This is a genomic window from Streptomyces sp. GL_148, from assembly GCF_057834205.1.
The window spans coordinates 2,957,794-2,970,899 of sequence record NZ_CM174396.1 but is presented as its reverse complement, the minus strand read 5'-3'; the positions used below and the strand labels follow the sequence as shown (position 1 = coordinate 2,970,899).

General features: G+C 71.0%; 10 protein-coding genes and 1 pseudogene. 5 read left to right on the top strand and 6 right to left on the bottom strand.

The genetic code is table 11. The features are described 5' to 3' along the window. Positions 1-196: 196 nt before the first annotated feature. Positions 197-757, bottom strand: coding sequence for a CGNR zinc finger domain-containing protein (locus AC3IYI_RS13695; protein WP_489410435.1), 561 nt, complete (start codon positions 755-757; stop codon positions 197-199). Positions 758-876: 119 nt separating this feature from the next. Between AC3IYI_RS13695 and AC3IYI_RS13690 the strand changes: the two genes are divergently transcribed. Together AC3IYI_RS13690 and AC3IYI_RS13685 are read left to right on the top strand one after the other, a co-directional pair. Then, positions 877-1,335 carry a VOC family protein gene (locus AC3IYI_RS13690; protein ID WP_489410434.1) on the top strand — a complete coding sequence of 153 codons (459 nt, stop codon included), beginning with the start codon at positions 877-879 and terminating at the stop codon, positions 1,333-1,335. Next, complete coding sequence (locus AC3IYI_RS13685; RefSeq protein ID WP_489410433.1) at positions 1,335-2,240, top strand: pyridoxamine 5'-phosphate oxidase family protein; 906 nt, start codon at positions 1,335-1,337, stop codon at positions 2,238-2,240. The genes AC3IYI_RS13690 and AC3IYI_RS13685 overlap by 1 nt, the downstream gene beginning before the upstream one ends. Before the next feature lie 35 nt (positions 2,241-2,275). Here the strand turns inward: AC3IYI_RS13685 and AC3IYI_RS13680 are convergent, their stop codons facing one another. Both AC3IYI_RS13680 and pepN read right to left on the bottom strand, forming a co-directional pair. Then, complete coding sequence (locus AC3IYI_RS13680; protein ID WP_489410432.1) at positions 2,276-3,235, bottom strand: hypothetical protein; 960 nt, start codon at positions 3,233-3,235, stop codon at positions 2,276-2,278. Between the two features lie 337 nt (positions 3,236-3,572). Further along, the gene (gene pepN, locus AC3IYI_RS13675; RefSeq protein ID WP_489410431.1) at positions 3,573-6,131 is read right to left on the bottom strand and encodes an aminopeptidase N; all 2,559 of its coding nucleotides are present in this window, start codon (positions 6,129-6,131) and stop codon (positions 3,573-3,575) included. A gap of 110 nt (positions 6,132-6,241) precedes the next feature. Here pepN and AC3IYI_RS13670 point away from each other — a divergent pair, with 110 nt between their 5' ends. Then, complete coding sequence (locus AC3IYI_RS13670) at positions 6,242-6,889, top strand: mycothiol-dependent nitroreductase Rv2466c family protein (RefSeq protein WP_489410430.1); 648 nt, start codon at positions 6,242-6,244, stop codon at positions 6,887-6,889. Between the two features lie 15 nt (positions 6,890-6,904). On the opposite strand, the gene AC3IYI_RS13665 is transcribed toward AC3IYI_RS13670, so the two are convergent. Continuing rightward, the gene (locus AC3IYI_RS13665) at positions 6,905-8,914 is read right to left on the bottom strand and encodes a zinc ribbon domain-containing protein (protein WP_489410429.1); all 2,010 of its coding nucleotides are present in this window, start codon (positions 8,912-8,914) and stop codon (positions 6,905-6,907) included. Between the two features lie 204 nt (positions 8,915-9,118). Between AC3IYI_RS13665 and AC3IYI_RS13660 the strand changes: the two genes are divergently transcribed. Continuing rightward, entirely contained in the window at positions 9,119-9,847 is a 729-nt protein-coding gene (locus AC3IYI_RS13660; RefSeq protein ID WP_489410428.1) for a hypothetical protein, read from the top strand. A gap of 38 nt (positions 9,848-9,885) precedes the next feature. Here the strand turns inward: AC3IYI_RS13660 and AC3IYI_RS13655 are convergent, their stop codons facing one another. Beyond that, positions 9,886-10,542 (bottom strand): superoxide dismutase, encoded by a 657-nt coding sequence (locus AC3IYI_RS13655; RefSeq protein ID WP_489410427.1) that lies wholly within the window; start codon positions 10,540-10,542, stop codon positions 9,886-9,888. A gap of 184 nt (positions 10,543-10,726) precedes the next feature. Beyond that, on the bottom strand, positions 10,727-12,163 hold the full coding sequence (locus AC3IYI_RS13650; RefSeq protein ID WP_489410426.1) for an amino acid permease: 1,437 nt from the start codon (positions 12,161-12,163) through the stop codon (positions 10,727-10,729). Between the two features lie 285 nt (positions 12,164-12,448). Here AC3IYI_RS13650 and AC3IYI_RS13645 point away from each other — a divergent pair. Next, positions 12,449-13,030 (top strand): annotated as a pseudogene (locus tag AC3IYI_RS13645) (biotin transporter BioY). The last annotated feature ends 76 nt before the right edge of the window (positions 13,031-13,106 follow it).

Here is a 13,106-nt window from a genome sequence, read left to right as displayed (position 1 = left end):
TCTTTGGGGAGAGTTGTCACGGACCGATACCTGCCGTGGCGGACTCCCGCCAGCTCGGGGTGTACGCCAGAAGGCCCGTACCGGACCGAACCGGTGCGAACCTTCGGGGTTGAACATGGATTTGTAGACTTCCCGACCGTGTGTCAGAGGTCGGGCGGGCCCCGGTCTCAGATCGGGTGTGACAACTTCCGGGTGTTCAGCGCTCGCGCGTGCGCGCGTAGTGGCGGGAGGCTTTCGCCCGGTTTCCGCAGGCCGACATCGAGCACCAGCGCCGGGTGCCGTTGCGCGAGGTGTCGTGGAAGTGCAGCACGCAGGTTTCGGAGGCGCACTTGCGGATCCGGGCGGGGTCGGAGCCCAGCAGCTCCAGGTAGTCGCGGGCGGCCGTCCAGGCCGGGCCCCAGGTCGGATCGTCGAACTCGGTCCGCTCGCCGGGCCCTTCGGCGGTCAGGGTGGCCCGGATGCGTCCGTACTCCAGGACGGCGTCGACCAGGGTGCGGGCGCTCTCGTCGGCCGGGTCCGCGACGGCGCGCGCCAGTGCCTCGCGGGCGGTGAGCAGGTGGACCAGGGTCGAGGCGTCGGCGTGGAAGCGGCCGGCCAGCCCGGCGCTCTCCAGCCAGAGCGCGAGCCCTTCGACGCGGGTGAGCCCGAAGGCCCCAGCGAAGAGGTCGACGGGTTCGCCGTCCTGGACCCACCGGGTGTTCAGCAGGTCCAGGGCCACCGGTTCCCCGGTCAGGGGTCGTGGGTCCGCCGTCGTCATGTCCGCCTCCTCGTGGCACTAACCCCTCAAGGGTACGTGAGCGGTTGACTCCTCCTGCTCTAACCGTTAATCTCGATTTAGAAGGTTAGGGATTACGTAGTTCTGGGGAAGGAACCGTTGTGACGACCGTCATCAGCAAGCTGCGCACCGGCCACGTGGGCCTCAATGTCACGGACCTCGCCCGGTCGCTCGTCTTCTATCGCGACGGCCTCGGCTTCGAGCTGCTCGGCGAGGGCAAGGAAGAGGAACGGCGCTTCGCCTTCCTCGGCCAGGACGGCGAGCTCGTGCTCACCTTGTGGCAGCAGGCCGAGGGGGCCTACGCACCCGGCGCGGCCGGACTGCACCACCTCGCGCTGTCCGCGGACGCCATCGAGGAGGTCAGGGAGTACGAGGAGCGGCTGCGCGGCCTGGGCGTCGATTTCGCCTACGAAGGGGTCGTCCCCCACGGCGAAGGGGCGGCCTCGGGCGGGATCTTCTTCCACGACCCCGACGGGACCCGTCTGGAGATCTCCGTGCCGAGCGGCGCCGAAGGCGCCGAGGCTCCCACCACAGGGGCCCCGACCTGCGGGTTCTTCTAATGTCCGGGTATCGCTGGGGCTCGCTGGCCGTCCAGGAGCGGGTCGGTGTCCGCGAGCACGCCGTGCACGTCGGCCGGTCCGTCACCCCGCACATCAAGGAGGTGGCGGCGGCCTTCCTGGGCCTGCAGCCGCACCTGGTCGTCGGCGCGGCCGATCCCGGGGGCCGGCTCTGGGCCTCACTGCTGACCGGCGCCCCCGGGTTCGTACGGGCCACCGGGCCGGACCGGATCGCGGTCAAGGGCGGGATCCCCGAGGGCGATCCGCTCGCCGAGGCGCTGGCCACCGCCGGCACCCGGGTCGGGACCATCTCCCTCGACCCGCGCACCCGGCGCCGGATGCGGCTGGGCGGAACCCTGGAGGTGACCCCCGGCGGGTTCGCGCTGGCGGCCGAACGGGTCTTCGCCAACTGCCCCAAGTACCTCCAGAAGCGGCAGCCTGTCCAGCTCGCCGCCGAAGGAGCCGGTGTCGTGTGGCGCGGGGACGCGCTCACCCCCGACCAGGAACGGGCCGTCCGCGCCGCCGACACCTTCTTCGTCGCCACCTCCGCGGGGGCGGACGGGGCCGACGCGAGCCACCGGGGCGGAATGCCGGGCTTCGTCGAGGTGCTGTCCCCGACCGAACTGGCCTGGCCGGACTACGCGGGCAACGCGATGTTCCTGACGCTGGGAAACCTGCTGGCGGACCCGCGGGCCGGGCTGCTGTTCCCGGACTGGGAGAGCGGGGCGCTGCTCCAGCTCAGCGGGCGGGCGGAGCCCGAGTTCGGGGCGGGCGGGGAGCGGCGGGTCCGCTTCCGGGTCGAGTCGGTGGTGGAGAGCGTGCACCCGGGGCGGCTTCAGTGGAGCGCCCCGGAGTACTCGCCGGCCAATCCGGCGCTGCCCGCGCCGCCTTGGCGGCCTGCGCGGTAGGGCCCCCAGTGGTAGGGCTCCCGGCGGCAGGTCCCTCACCTGGGCAGGACGACGAGGTAGGCGGCGGGCTCGCGGTCGGCGGACGCCGTCAGGGCGGTCCGTACGACCGCGGCCTGCTGCTCGGGCCAGTCGCGGAGCTTGCGCGGGGTGATGTGCAGGACGGTCACCCCGCACCGCTCCAGGGTCTCCCGCTTGCGGACGGACTCCGTCCACTCCTCGTCCTCGCCCTGGCGCGGGGCCCGCGTGTCGATCTCCACGGCCACCGCCTGCTCCGGCCAGTACGCGTCGACCCCGCCCAGGTGCGGGCCGCCGGGCAGCCGCAGGTCCACGTTCCAGACGGGCTCGGGGAGCTCGTAGCCCCGTACGAGCTGGTACAGCCGGTCCTCGGCGATGGCCCGGCCCTCGGCGAGCAGTGATTCGACGGCGTCCACCACGTGCGGGCGGTTCAGCAGCCGGGCCACCGTCAGCTCCCGCACCACGGCGGCCGGTTCGCAGTGCCCGCCGCGGACGGCTTCGCTGAGCAGACGGCGGACCGTACCGGCGTCGGAGAGGTGGACGACGGCGTCGGCGACGGCGCGGGCCACGGGGGCGACGGGCAGCCCGGTGACCTCCGCCGGCCGGGGCGGGGTGTGCGTCCGGACGATGCGGACCTGTCCGGCGGAGCGCAGTCGGCGGGTGTTGGGGACGAGCACGTCGATCTGGGGGAGGCCGAGCAGGGCGGGGGCGGAGGAGAACCGGTACAGCGCGAGGGCGGCCAGCCCGGTGATCATGACCTCGTCCCCGCGGCGCCCCGCGTAGAGGAGCGCCGCGTGCAGCCGCTCCTCGCTGGTCGCGGGACCGGCGTGGAGCAGGAACACCCCGGGCAGGATCTGCTGCCAGGACCGCTCGGCGGCGTCGGAGGCGGTGACCCCGTGCTCGCGGAGCTGGGCCAGCGACAGCACGCGGGGGCGGTTGTCGGTGAGGTGGGCGAGGGGGAGGGGTGCGTTGTGGTTCATGACGCAGGGATTCCCTCAGGCCATGGCCTTGCTAACCCCTGTTACACATCCGTCGGCAAATCGGGACAAGCCGGGGCTAAAGTACGGACGTTCGACTGCCGATGGAGTGCGCCGGTCCGGCCCCGTTTCCTGGGGCTCCGCCCCAGACCCCGCGCCTCAAACGCCGGCGGGGCTGGATTTTGACTGGCGTCAGCCAAGACGTGCGCGCAGCGCAATCGCCTGGCGGGGCTGGATTGCCCGGAGGGCAATTCCAGCCCCGCCGGCGTTTGAGGCGCGGGGTCCGGGGCGGAGCCCCGGGACACGGCGAAAGGGCGGGGCGGGGAGAAGCCCCGCAGGGTCAGCCCGCCGCCGCCACGTCGCAGGCCTGCGCCCGCAGCGCCCGCGCCAGGTCGTCCCGCGCCTCAAGGACCAGCCGTCGCAGCGCCGGCGCGGCCGACTCGTGCGCCGAAAGCCACGCGTCGGTGGCGTCCAGGGTCGCCTGGGAGTCCTGGAGCGACGGGTACAGCCCCTTCACCACGTCCATGCCGATCTGGATCGACCGGTCGGCCCAGATCCGCTCGATCGCGGCGAAGTAGGGCTCCGCGTACGGCGCCAACAGCCCCCGCTGCGAAGACTGCTGCATCCCCGCGATCGTCGCCTCGACCAGCGCGTTCGACAGCGTGTCCGACTCCACCACCGCGGCCCACGCCTGGTCCTTGACCGCCGCCGACGGCCGCGCCGCCAGGCACCGCACCTGGTGCCGCTTGCCCGACGCCGTGTCGTCCCGCGCCAGTTCGGCCGAGAGGACCTCCTCGCCGATCGCCCCGTGCGCGGCCAGCGGCAGCAGGAAGTCCCAGCGCACCTCCTGGTCGATCTCCAGCCCGTCGATCCGCGCCGATCCCTCCAGCAGCCCCAGCAGCAGCTGGAAGTCGCCCTCGGTCGCCGCGCCCGCCGCGAAGAAGCGGGCCCAGGTGAGCTGGTGCTCCGACCCCGGCTCCGCGAACCGCAGTTCCTGCAGCGCACACGCCGCCAGGACCTTGCCGCCCTGCTCCCGCCAGTCGGGCGCCGCGTAGTGGGTGACCGCGGTCAGTGCCTGCGCGTGCAGCATCTGCAGGACGCCGACGTCCGTCTCCCGGCCCGCGTGGGCCAGTACGAGCGAGATGAAGTCCCGCGCCGGCATCAGCCCGTCGCGCGTCAGGTTCCACAGCGCCGACCAGCACAGCGCGCGGCTCAGCGGGTCCGCCACCGAGCCCAGGTGCGAGCGCAGCGCGGCCAGCGACGCCTCGTCGAAGCGGATCTTGCAGTACGTCAGGTCCTCGTCGTTGACGAGCACCAGCGCGGGCTTCTCCTGCCCCGCCAGCTCGCCGACGACCGTCCGGGCCCCCGCCACGTCCGCCTCGGCCCGCGCGTAGCGCACCAGCGCGCCGTCCGGGTCCAGCCGGTACAGGCCCACCGCGACCCGGTGCGGGCGCAGCTCGTCGCCGTCCTGGACCACCGCCAGCTCGGTCACCCGGCCGCCCGCGTCGCAGGTCACCACCGGGGTCAGCGCGTTAACGCCGGCCGTCTGCAGCCAGGCCCGCGACCACTCGGCCATGTCCCGCCCGGACACCTCCGCGAGCACCGACAGCAGGTCGTCCAGGGTGGTGTTCCCGTAGGCGTTCGCCTTGAAGTAGCGCCGCGCGCCCTCCAGGAAGGCGTCCCGTCCCACGTACGCCACGAGCTGCTTGAGCACCGCCGCGCCCTTGGCGTAGGTGATGCCGTCGAAGTTCAGCTTCGCGTCCTCCAGGTCACGGATGTCGGCCGTGACCGGGTGGGTGGACGGCAGCTGGTCGGCCCGGTAGGCCCACGCCTTGCGGCTGTTGGCGAAGGTGACCCACGCCTGGTCGAAGCGGGTGGCCTCGACCAGCGCGAAGGAGCCCATGAAGTCCGCGAAGGACTCCTTCAGCCACAGGTCGTCCCACCACTTCATGGTGACCAGGTCGCCGAACCACATGTGCGCCATCTCGTGCAGGATCGTGTTCGAGCGCCGCTCGTACGAGGCCTGCGTGACCTTCCCGCGGAAGATGTACTCCTCCCGGAAGGTCACCATCCCCGGGTTCTCCATCGCGCCCAGGTTGTACTCCGGCACGAAGGCCTGGTCGTACTTCCCGAAGGGGTACGGGTAGTCGAAGATCTCGTGGAAGAGGTCGAAGCCCTGCTTCGTCGTGAGGAAGATCTCGTCCGCGTCGAAGTGCTTCGCGAGCCCCTTGCGGCACATCGCGCCGAGCGGGATCGTCAGGTCCCCGCGCGTGTAGGAGTCCGTGACGTAGTGGTACGGCCCCGCCACCACGCAGGTGATGTACGTGGAGATCGGCGCGGTCTCGGCGAAGCGCCGCGTCTGCCCCTCGCGGGACTCCTCGACTCCGTTGCTCCAGACCTGCCAGCCCTCGGGCGCGGTCACCTCGAAGCGGTACGGGGCCTTGAGGTCGGGCTGCTCGAAGTTCGCGTACACCCGCCGGGCGTCGGCCGGCTCGTACTGGGTGTAGAGGTAGACCTCGCCGTCCTCCGGGTCCACGAAGCGGTGCATGCCCTCGCCGGTCCGGCTGTACGCGCAGTCGGCGTCGACCACGAGCACGTTCTCGGAGGCCAGCCCGTCCAGGGCGATCCGCGCGCCGTCGAAGACGACGGCCGGGTCCAGCTCGCGCCCGTTGAGGGTCACGCTGTTCACCGAGGGCGCGATGAGGTCCGCGAAGCTCGCGGCTCCCGGTGCGGCGGCGCGGAAGCGGACGGTGGTCACCGAGCGGAAGGTCCTTGGGCCTTCGGCCGGTTCGGCCTCGTCCACCGCGGACCTCAAGTCGAGGACCACCTCGTACCCGTCGACGGACAGCAGCTCGGCCCGCTCGCGGGCCTCGTCACGGGACAGATTCTCTCCGGGCACGTGCACTCCTTCGTGCGTGATCGCGATACCTGACCGAATCCTCCCACGGGGGAATGCGTGTGCGGTCGGAGCGGTTGGGCAGGGAGGAACGTTCCGATCTGAGGAGAGACATGGCTGATACCCAGGTGCGCGAGAAGACCGCTGTCGACTTCTGGTTCGACCCGCTCTGCCCCTGGGCCTGGATGACGTCCCGCTGGATGCTGGAGGTCGAGAAGGTCCGTGACGTAGAGGTCCGCTGGCACGTGATGAGCCTCGCGGTCCTGAACGAGAACAAGCTCGACGAACTGCCCGAGCGCTACCGCGAACTGCTCGGCCCCAAGGGCTGGGCCCCCGTGCGCGTGGTCGTCGCCGCCCAGCAGAAGTTCGGCGACGAGATCACCGGCAAGCTCTACACCGCCCTCGGCACCCGCTTCCACAACGAGGACCGGGGCGCGACCCGCGAGGCGATCGCCGACGCCCTGAACGAGGTGGGCCTGCCCGCCGAGCTGATCCACTACGCGGACTCCGACGAGTACGACGAGGTCCTGCGCGACTCCCACAACGACGGCATCAACCGTGTCGGCCAGGAGGTCGGCACCCCGGTCATCTCCGTGCCCGGCGCCGACGGCGAAGAGGTCGCCTTCTTCGGCCCGGTCGTCACCCCCGCCCCGCGCGGCGAGGCCGCGGCCCGCCTCTGGGACGGCACCCTGCTCGTCGCCTCCACCCCCGGCTTCTACGAGATCAAGCGCACCCGTACACAGGGCCCGATCTTCGACTAAGACTTGGTCCGTAGTTCACCAGAGGGTGAGCTGCGGGTTGCGGCCGGGGCGGGGTCCGGGCTTTCCGGCGTGGTCACGCTTGGGGCGTGGCTCATCCGGGGTCGCTCGGTCCCGCCGTCCGGCGGTTCGGGGAGCAGAGGTCCCACGGCGTTGCCGTGGCACTGCCACGCGACCAGCACCGCGAGCGGTGGTCTGGCACGGTGTGGTTGACTCCCGCAGGGCTTCTTCCAGCCCTTCTGCGAAGGTGATCTGTGCGTTCCGGGACGCGGTGGTGTCCAGATGTGCGGTCTTGGGGTCGTCCACGTCGGTGAAGCGGACGAACAGTGCGAGGGCGGCGGATACGAGGTCCCGCTTCCCGGTGAGGCCGCAGGCGGTGCAGTTGTGCTCCCGGTCCCGCAGCGTCTTGGAAACGCGCTCGCCGCACAGGCAGTGCTGTGACAGCGCGGTGGACCATGTGGAGGCCCGTACGAGCCGCCCGCCCGCAGCCTGGCATTCACGGTCAAGTGCTGAGATGAGCAAGCCGGGGGTGGTCTGGGAGAGGCGCTTGCCCCACAGCCGGTACCAGGTGCGGATGTCACAGTCCTCCACCACCAGCGTGGGACCGTGGGCGGCGATGATCTGCCGGGCGACCTGGCGGGCACGGAAGCGGCGGTGCTCTGCCATCGACGAGGCGTGTTCGGCCTGGCGGGCGCGCTGTTCCCGGTAGTTCACCGACAGCCGGTCGCGGCGGAACGCCTGCTTCGGCACCCCATCGACGCGGGCAGCGCGGGCACCACCGGGAACGGTGACGGTCTTGGACGTCAGGCCCTCGGCCGCCCGGCGCCCGGCGCGTCGGGCCTGCTTCTTCGACAGTCCGTACTGCGAGGTGTTCGTGGCCCGGCGGGAGCGCTCCAAAGCCCGCGCACGACCGCGCCGCTTCTTTGCTTCCCGCGCCAGCAGCGCTCGTTCCCCGGGGCTGAACGTGATCTCGGTGGACTGCAGCCTGCCGTAGACGGGGTCCAGGCTGGCGGGCAGGGAGACGACGGAGAGGTTGGAGACGTTTCCGTCCACGCCGCCGATCCGGTCCAGGGCGGCGGCCTGCTCGCGCATGGCCCGCACGGCTGGGGAGGTGTAGCCGGGGCCGAGGATCATCAGATGCGCCTCGTACACCCAGCCGCACGGCGCGGACGCCTTCCGGCAGCGCACGAGGTCCACCTTGTGCCAGCGGCCGGGGTTGGCCAGGAAGTATTCGACACGCGCCCACTGGCCGGGCCGCTGAGGGATACGCACGGGCAGTACGAGGTCACCGCGGCCGGATTCGGGGCCGCCTGCGAACACCACGGCGAGCGGGCCGGTGTGGTCCCACCAGGTCGCTTTCCGCGTGCCCGGCTCGCCGAACGCGGTCGTCTTGCCCGTGGGCACGGTGCCGGACGGCGCCGCCGGCACTTGCATCCGGCGCGGCTGCATCAGGGTGTGCCGACCGCCATCGGTATAGGCCATGACCTGACCATGGAGGGTGCCGGCCAGGCGGAAGGTCTCCCACTTGCGGTCGGCGGTGTGGGAACGGGCGCGGCCGGGGATGCGGGTGAAGTCGTGCCAGTGGCCCGTCTTCGGACGGCCGTGCCGCTTGCCGGTGGCGTCGGCGAACAGGTGGCGCTGGACGCCGTTCCACACCTCATCGGCCATGTGCATGGCCAGGGCCTTCGAGACGTGATGCTTCAAGTGCCCGGACGCTTCGAGGTGTTTGTACGCGCAGCGCTCCAGGGCCTCACGGGACAGGCCGAGGCGCTGCCGGACCGTCTTCGCGCCGTGCTCATCGCGCTCGCGCTCCGCGGCCCAGTAGGCATCGACCCTGGCGCGGGCATCACCCTGGACGGCACGCTTGATCGACCACATGGAACCGAACAGCTTCCCTAACCGGGCCAGGTCGGCGGGATCGGTGACGGCCAGCGGCAGCACCATCACCGACACCTGCCCGTCGTCAGGCTTCTTCCACCTCGGAGCCTTGTTCTTCCCCCGGAACCTGCGCGTCTGAACAGTCCGCACCGCTGTCACCCCCGTCACAGATTAACCGACCACCAGCACGGTAAGTGAGGGGTTGGCGACTCTTGGTAGGTAGCGCCACGGCTCGAGGCCACCATCCAGCATTACCAGCCTCAACACGGGCCGTGCCGACTTCCCCGCCCCCGTTTACTTCTGGAGGACTCTTCCCGGGAGGCGGGCGCCGTCGTCCTCCTTTAACGTCCCGGTATGGGGACCAGCTCGACGCACGAGAGCATCCGCGAGGAACCGATCGGCCGCAGCGGCGGCCGGGCGGAGCCCGCGATAGCGAACGACAACGCCGAGCACGCCAGTCTGCCCGCACGCCCCCGAGACCGGGTGCTGCGGGCAGCTTGCGTAGCGGTGCCCCCGCTGTGGGCGGCCCTCGGGGTCCGTCAGGCCGCCGGCACCCTGCGCCACTACCTCCGGGGCACGGGACGCCCGTACCGGGCCGACGCGCGTGCCCTGCTCGCGGTGCCCGCCGTACGGGAGGACGTGGACCGGCGCCTGGTCGAGTGGCGGGAGGCCGCGCGGGCGCTCGGCGAGCCCGGAGCGTACGCGGCGGACAGCGGCTGGCGCGGGGTGCTGATCACCCGGCGCGCCCGCGAGGGGGGCAGCGCGGACTGGTGGCTGGCGCTGCGCGGCGCCCAGTACCGGATCAGCGGCACGGTACGGGTCCACGGGGACGGCTCTGTGGTGAGCGATTACCGGTACCAGGTGCACAAGAGCTGGAACTTCGACCGCGGGGAGTCGGAGTTCGGCATCCCCTTCACTCCGTTCGCGCGGCTGCACGAGACCGGGCTGGCGCGGGAGTTCACGGTGGTCGGCGAGGTGGACGGGCTCGTCGACGCCACGGACGCCGCGGGAAGCGCAGAAGGCCCCCGCGAGTCACGTCCTCACGGGGGCCTTCTGGTGGACACGCCCGCGAGTGAAGGTTGAGAAGACGATCACGAGTCGGACGGGCTGGGTGGTGCTGATCAGCCCTTGGCGGGGATCAGCAGCGGGGTGTTCGCTTTGGCGTCGGCGTAGCGCCTCGCCACGTCCTGCCAGTTGACGACGTTCCACATCGCCTCGATGAAGTCCACCTTCTGGTTCTTGTACTGAAGGTAGAAGGCGTGCTCCCAGGCGTCGAACACCAGGACCGGGGTGCTGGCCACGCCGACGTTGCCCTGGTGGTCGTAGATCTGCTCGACGATCAGACGGCCGCTGACGGGCTCGTACGCGAGCACGCCCCAGCCGGAGCCCTGGGTCGCGGACGACGCGAAGGTCAGCTGCTTCCTGAACTTCGAGAAGGAGCCGAAGGACTCGGTGATCGCGTCGGCGAGGTCGCCCAGACCGTCGGCCGCCGTGGGCTCGCCGCCGCCCTCGCCGGTCTTCGGGCTGGCCATGTTGTGCCAGTAGATGCTGTGCAGGATGTGGCCGGAGAGGTGAAAGGCGAGATTCTTCTCCAGGCCGTTCAGCGCGCCCCAGTTCTCCTTGTCGCGCGCCTCCTCCAGCTGCTCCAGCGTGTTGTTGGCGCCCGTGACGTAGGCCGCGTGGTGCTTGTCGTGGTGCAGCTCGATGATCTGCGGGTTGATCACCGGCTCAAGAGCCGCGTAGTCGTAAGGAAGCTCAGGAAGCGTGTAAATGGCCATGCGTGTGTCCGGTCCCCTCGGCGTGCCAACTGCTTATTGCAATCAATGCGCAACTGCACGCTAGCAGTATCTATTCCTTGATCCTCATAAGGGTCACCTCACTTGGACGGACCTCGGGAACGCCGAAGGCCGGGCCCATGCGCTCGCATGGGCCCGGCCTTCGCGGCCTGCGTCCGGCGGAGTGCTACGCGGCTTCGCGCGCCCGGGCTTCCCGGATCTCCCGGATCCACGCCACCAGCAGCACGGCGGCCGCGGCCCCCGAGGACCACAGCAGCTGCGGCCGCGCCGAATCGTCGAACAGCATCAGGACCAGCACCGCGGCCATCCCGATCAGCGCCGCCCACGTCGCGTACGGGAACAGCCACATCGGCAGCGTCAGCCGCTCCGGCATGTCCCGCTCGATCTTCGCCCGCAGCTTCAGCTGCGAGACCGCGATCAGGATCCACACGAAGATCAGCACCGCGCCGACCGCGTTGAGCATGTAGAGGAAGATGGTGTCCGGCCACAGCAGGTTCAGCACCACCGAGACGAACCCGAAGGCCACCGACGCGAAGACCGCCCGGCGCGGCACCCCGCCGCCCGACACCTTCAGCAGCGACGTCGGCGCCTCGCCCCGCTCCGCCAGTGAGAACACCATGCGCGAGGACCCGTACAGGTTCGCGTTGAGCGCCGAGAGCAGGGCCACGAAGATGACGACGTCCATGATCTGGCCTGCGTGCGCGATGCCGATCGAGTCGAGGACGGCCACGTAGGGGCTCTGGCCCGGCGTCAGCGAGTCCCACGGCAGCAGGGTCACGATGACCAGCATCGAGCCGACGTAGAAGAAGAGGATGCGCCACACGGCGCTGCGCACCGCGCGGGACACGGACCTGGCCGGGTCGTCCGACTCGGCGGCCGCGATGGTGACGACCTCCAGGCCGCCGAAGGCGAAGACGACGGCCAGCATGCCGGCGACCACGCCGCCGGCGCCGTTCGGGAAGAAGCCGCCCTGGCCGGTCAGGTTGGCCATGCCGACCGGATCGCCGGAGGAATTGGACGCCGTGGGGAGCAGGCCGAAGACGGCGAGCGTGCCGAGGATCAGGAACAGCACGATCGCGCCGACCTTGAGGGCCGCGAACCAGAACTCGAACTCGCCGAAGTTCCGCACGGCGGCCAGGTTGCTCACGGTGAAGACCACCATGAAGAGGAGCACCCAGACCCACTGGTCCACCGAGGGCAGCCAGCCGTTCGCGATCTTCGCCGCGGCGGTCGCCTCCACGGCCAGCACCACGACCAGCAGGAACCAGTACAGCCAGCCGGCCGAGAAACCGGCCCAACGGCCGAGCGCCTTCTCCGCGTAGACGGAGAAGGAGCCGGAGGCGGGCATCGCCGCCGACATCTCACCGAGCGCCCGCATCACCAGCATCGCGAGGATGCCCGCGAGCAGGTACGAGCAGATGATCGCGGGACCGGCGATGGTGATGCCGGCTCCGGAGCCGACGAACAGCCCGGCGCCGATCACGCCGCCGAGGCCCAGCATGGTCAGGTGGCGCTGTTTGAGGCTGTGGCTCAGGGGCTCGGGCGGGAGCTCGTCCGGGAGCTCGTCCGTGGTGCCGGGAGGGGCGGGCGGCAGGTCGCGCATGAGGGGTGCTCGTACTCTCTGATGGCCTGGCGGCGGTGGGGGCTCCGCGACAGTTGGAGGGACCCTACAGTCTCTCCGGAGAGCGCCCATCCGCGCAAAACGGACGTGTCAGCTGTCATTGCCCGTGATGCGGATCACTCCCGCTGGGGCGCTGAACGGGGTCTTTGTGTACTCCCCACCAAACCGGGGAGTACGGCTTTGTCCCGGGCCACCCTGATGGGGCCCCGGACCCGGCACTAACGTCGGTGATCGTCCCTGTCGACCCCACCTCCCGCGGAGTCTCCGATGAGCACTGCTTCCGTCTCCTTCCGGCCCGGCGCCGTCCTCGCCGACCTGCTGCCCGCGAGCCGCGTCCGCGACATCGCGCTCGTGGCCGGCGGAGCCGCGCTCACCGGTCTGGCCGCGCAGATCGCCGTCCACGTCGACGGCCTGGCCGCTCCGATCACCGGATAGACCTTCGCCGCGCTGCTCGTGGGCACCGCGCTGGGCGCCGGACGGGGCTTCCTCTCCCTGGCCCTCTACACCCTGGTCGGCATGGCCGGCGTGCCGTGGTTCGCGGGCGGCTCTTCCGGCGCGGGCGGCGCGACCTTCGGGTACGTCCTCGGCATGCTCCTGGCCTCCACGGTCGTGGGCGCCCTCGCGCGGCGCGGCGCCGACCGCTCGGTCCTTCGTACGGCGGGCGCGATGGTGCTGGGCTCCGGACTCGTCTATGCCGTCGGCGTCCCGTACCTCGCACTGGCCACCGGGATGTCCTTCGGTGCGGCCGTCGCGGGCGGTCTGACCCCGTTCCTGATCGGCGACGCGCTCAAGGCGGCGCTGGCGATGGGCCTGCTGCCGGCCGCCTGGAAGCTCCTCGGCCGGGCCTGAGCGCTCGTACTCCACACGGAAGCCCCGGACCGCGAAGTGCGGTCCGGGGCTTCCGTCGTCTTGGGAGGTACTACGG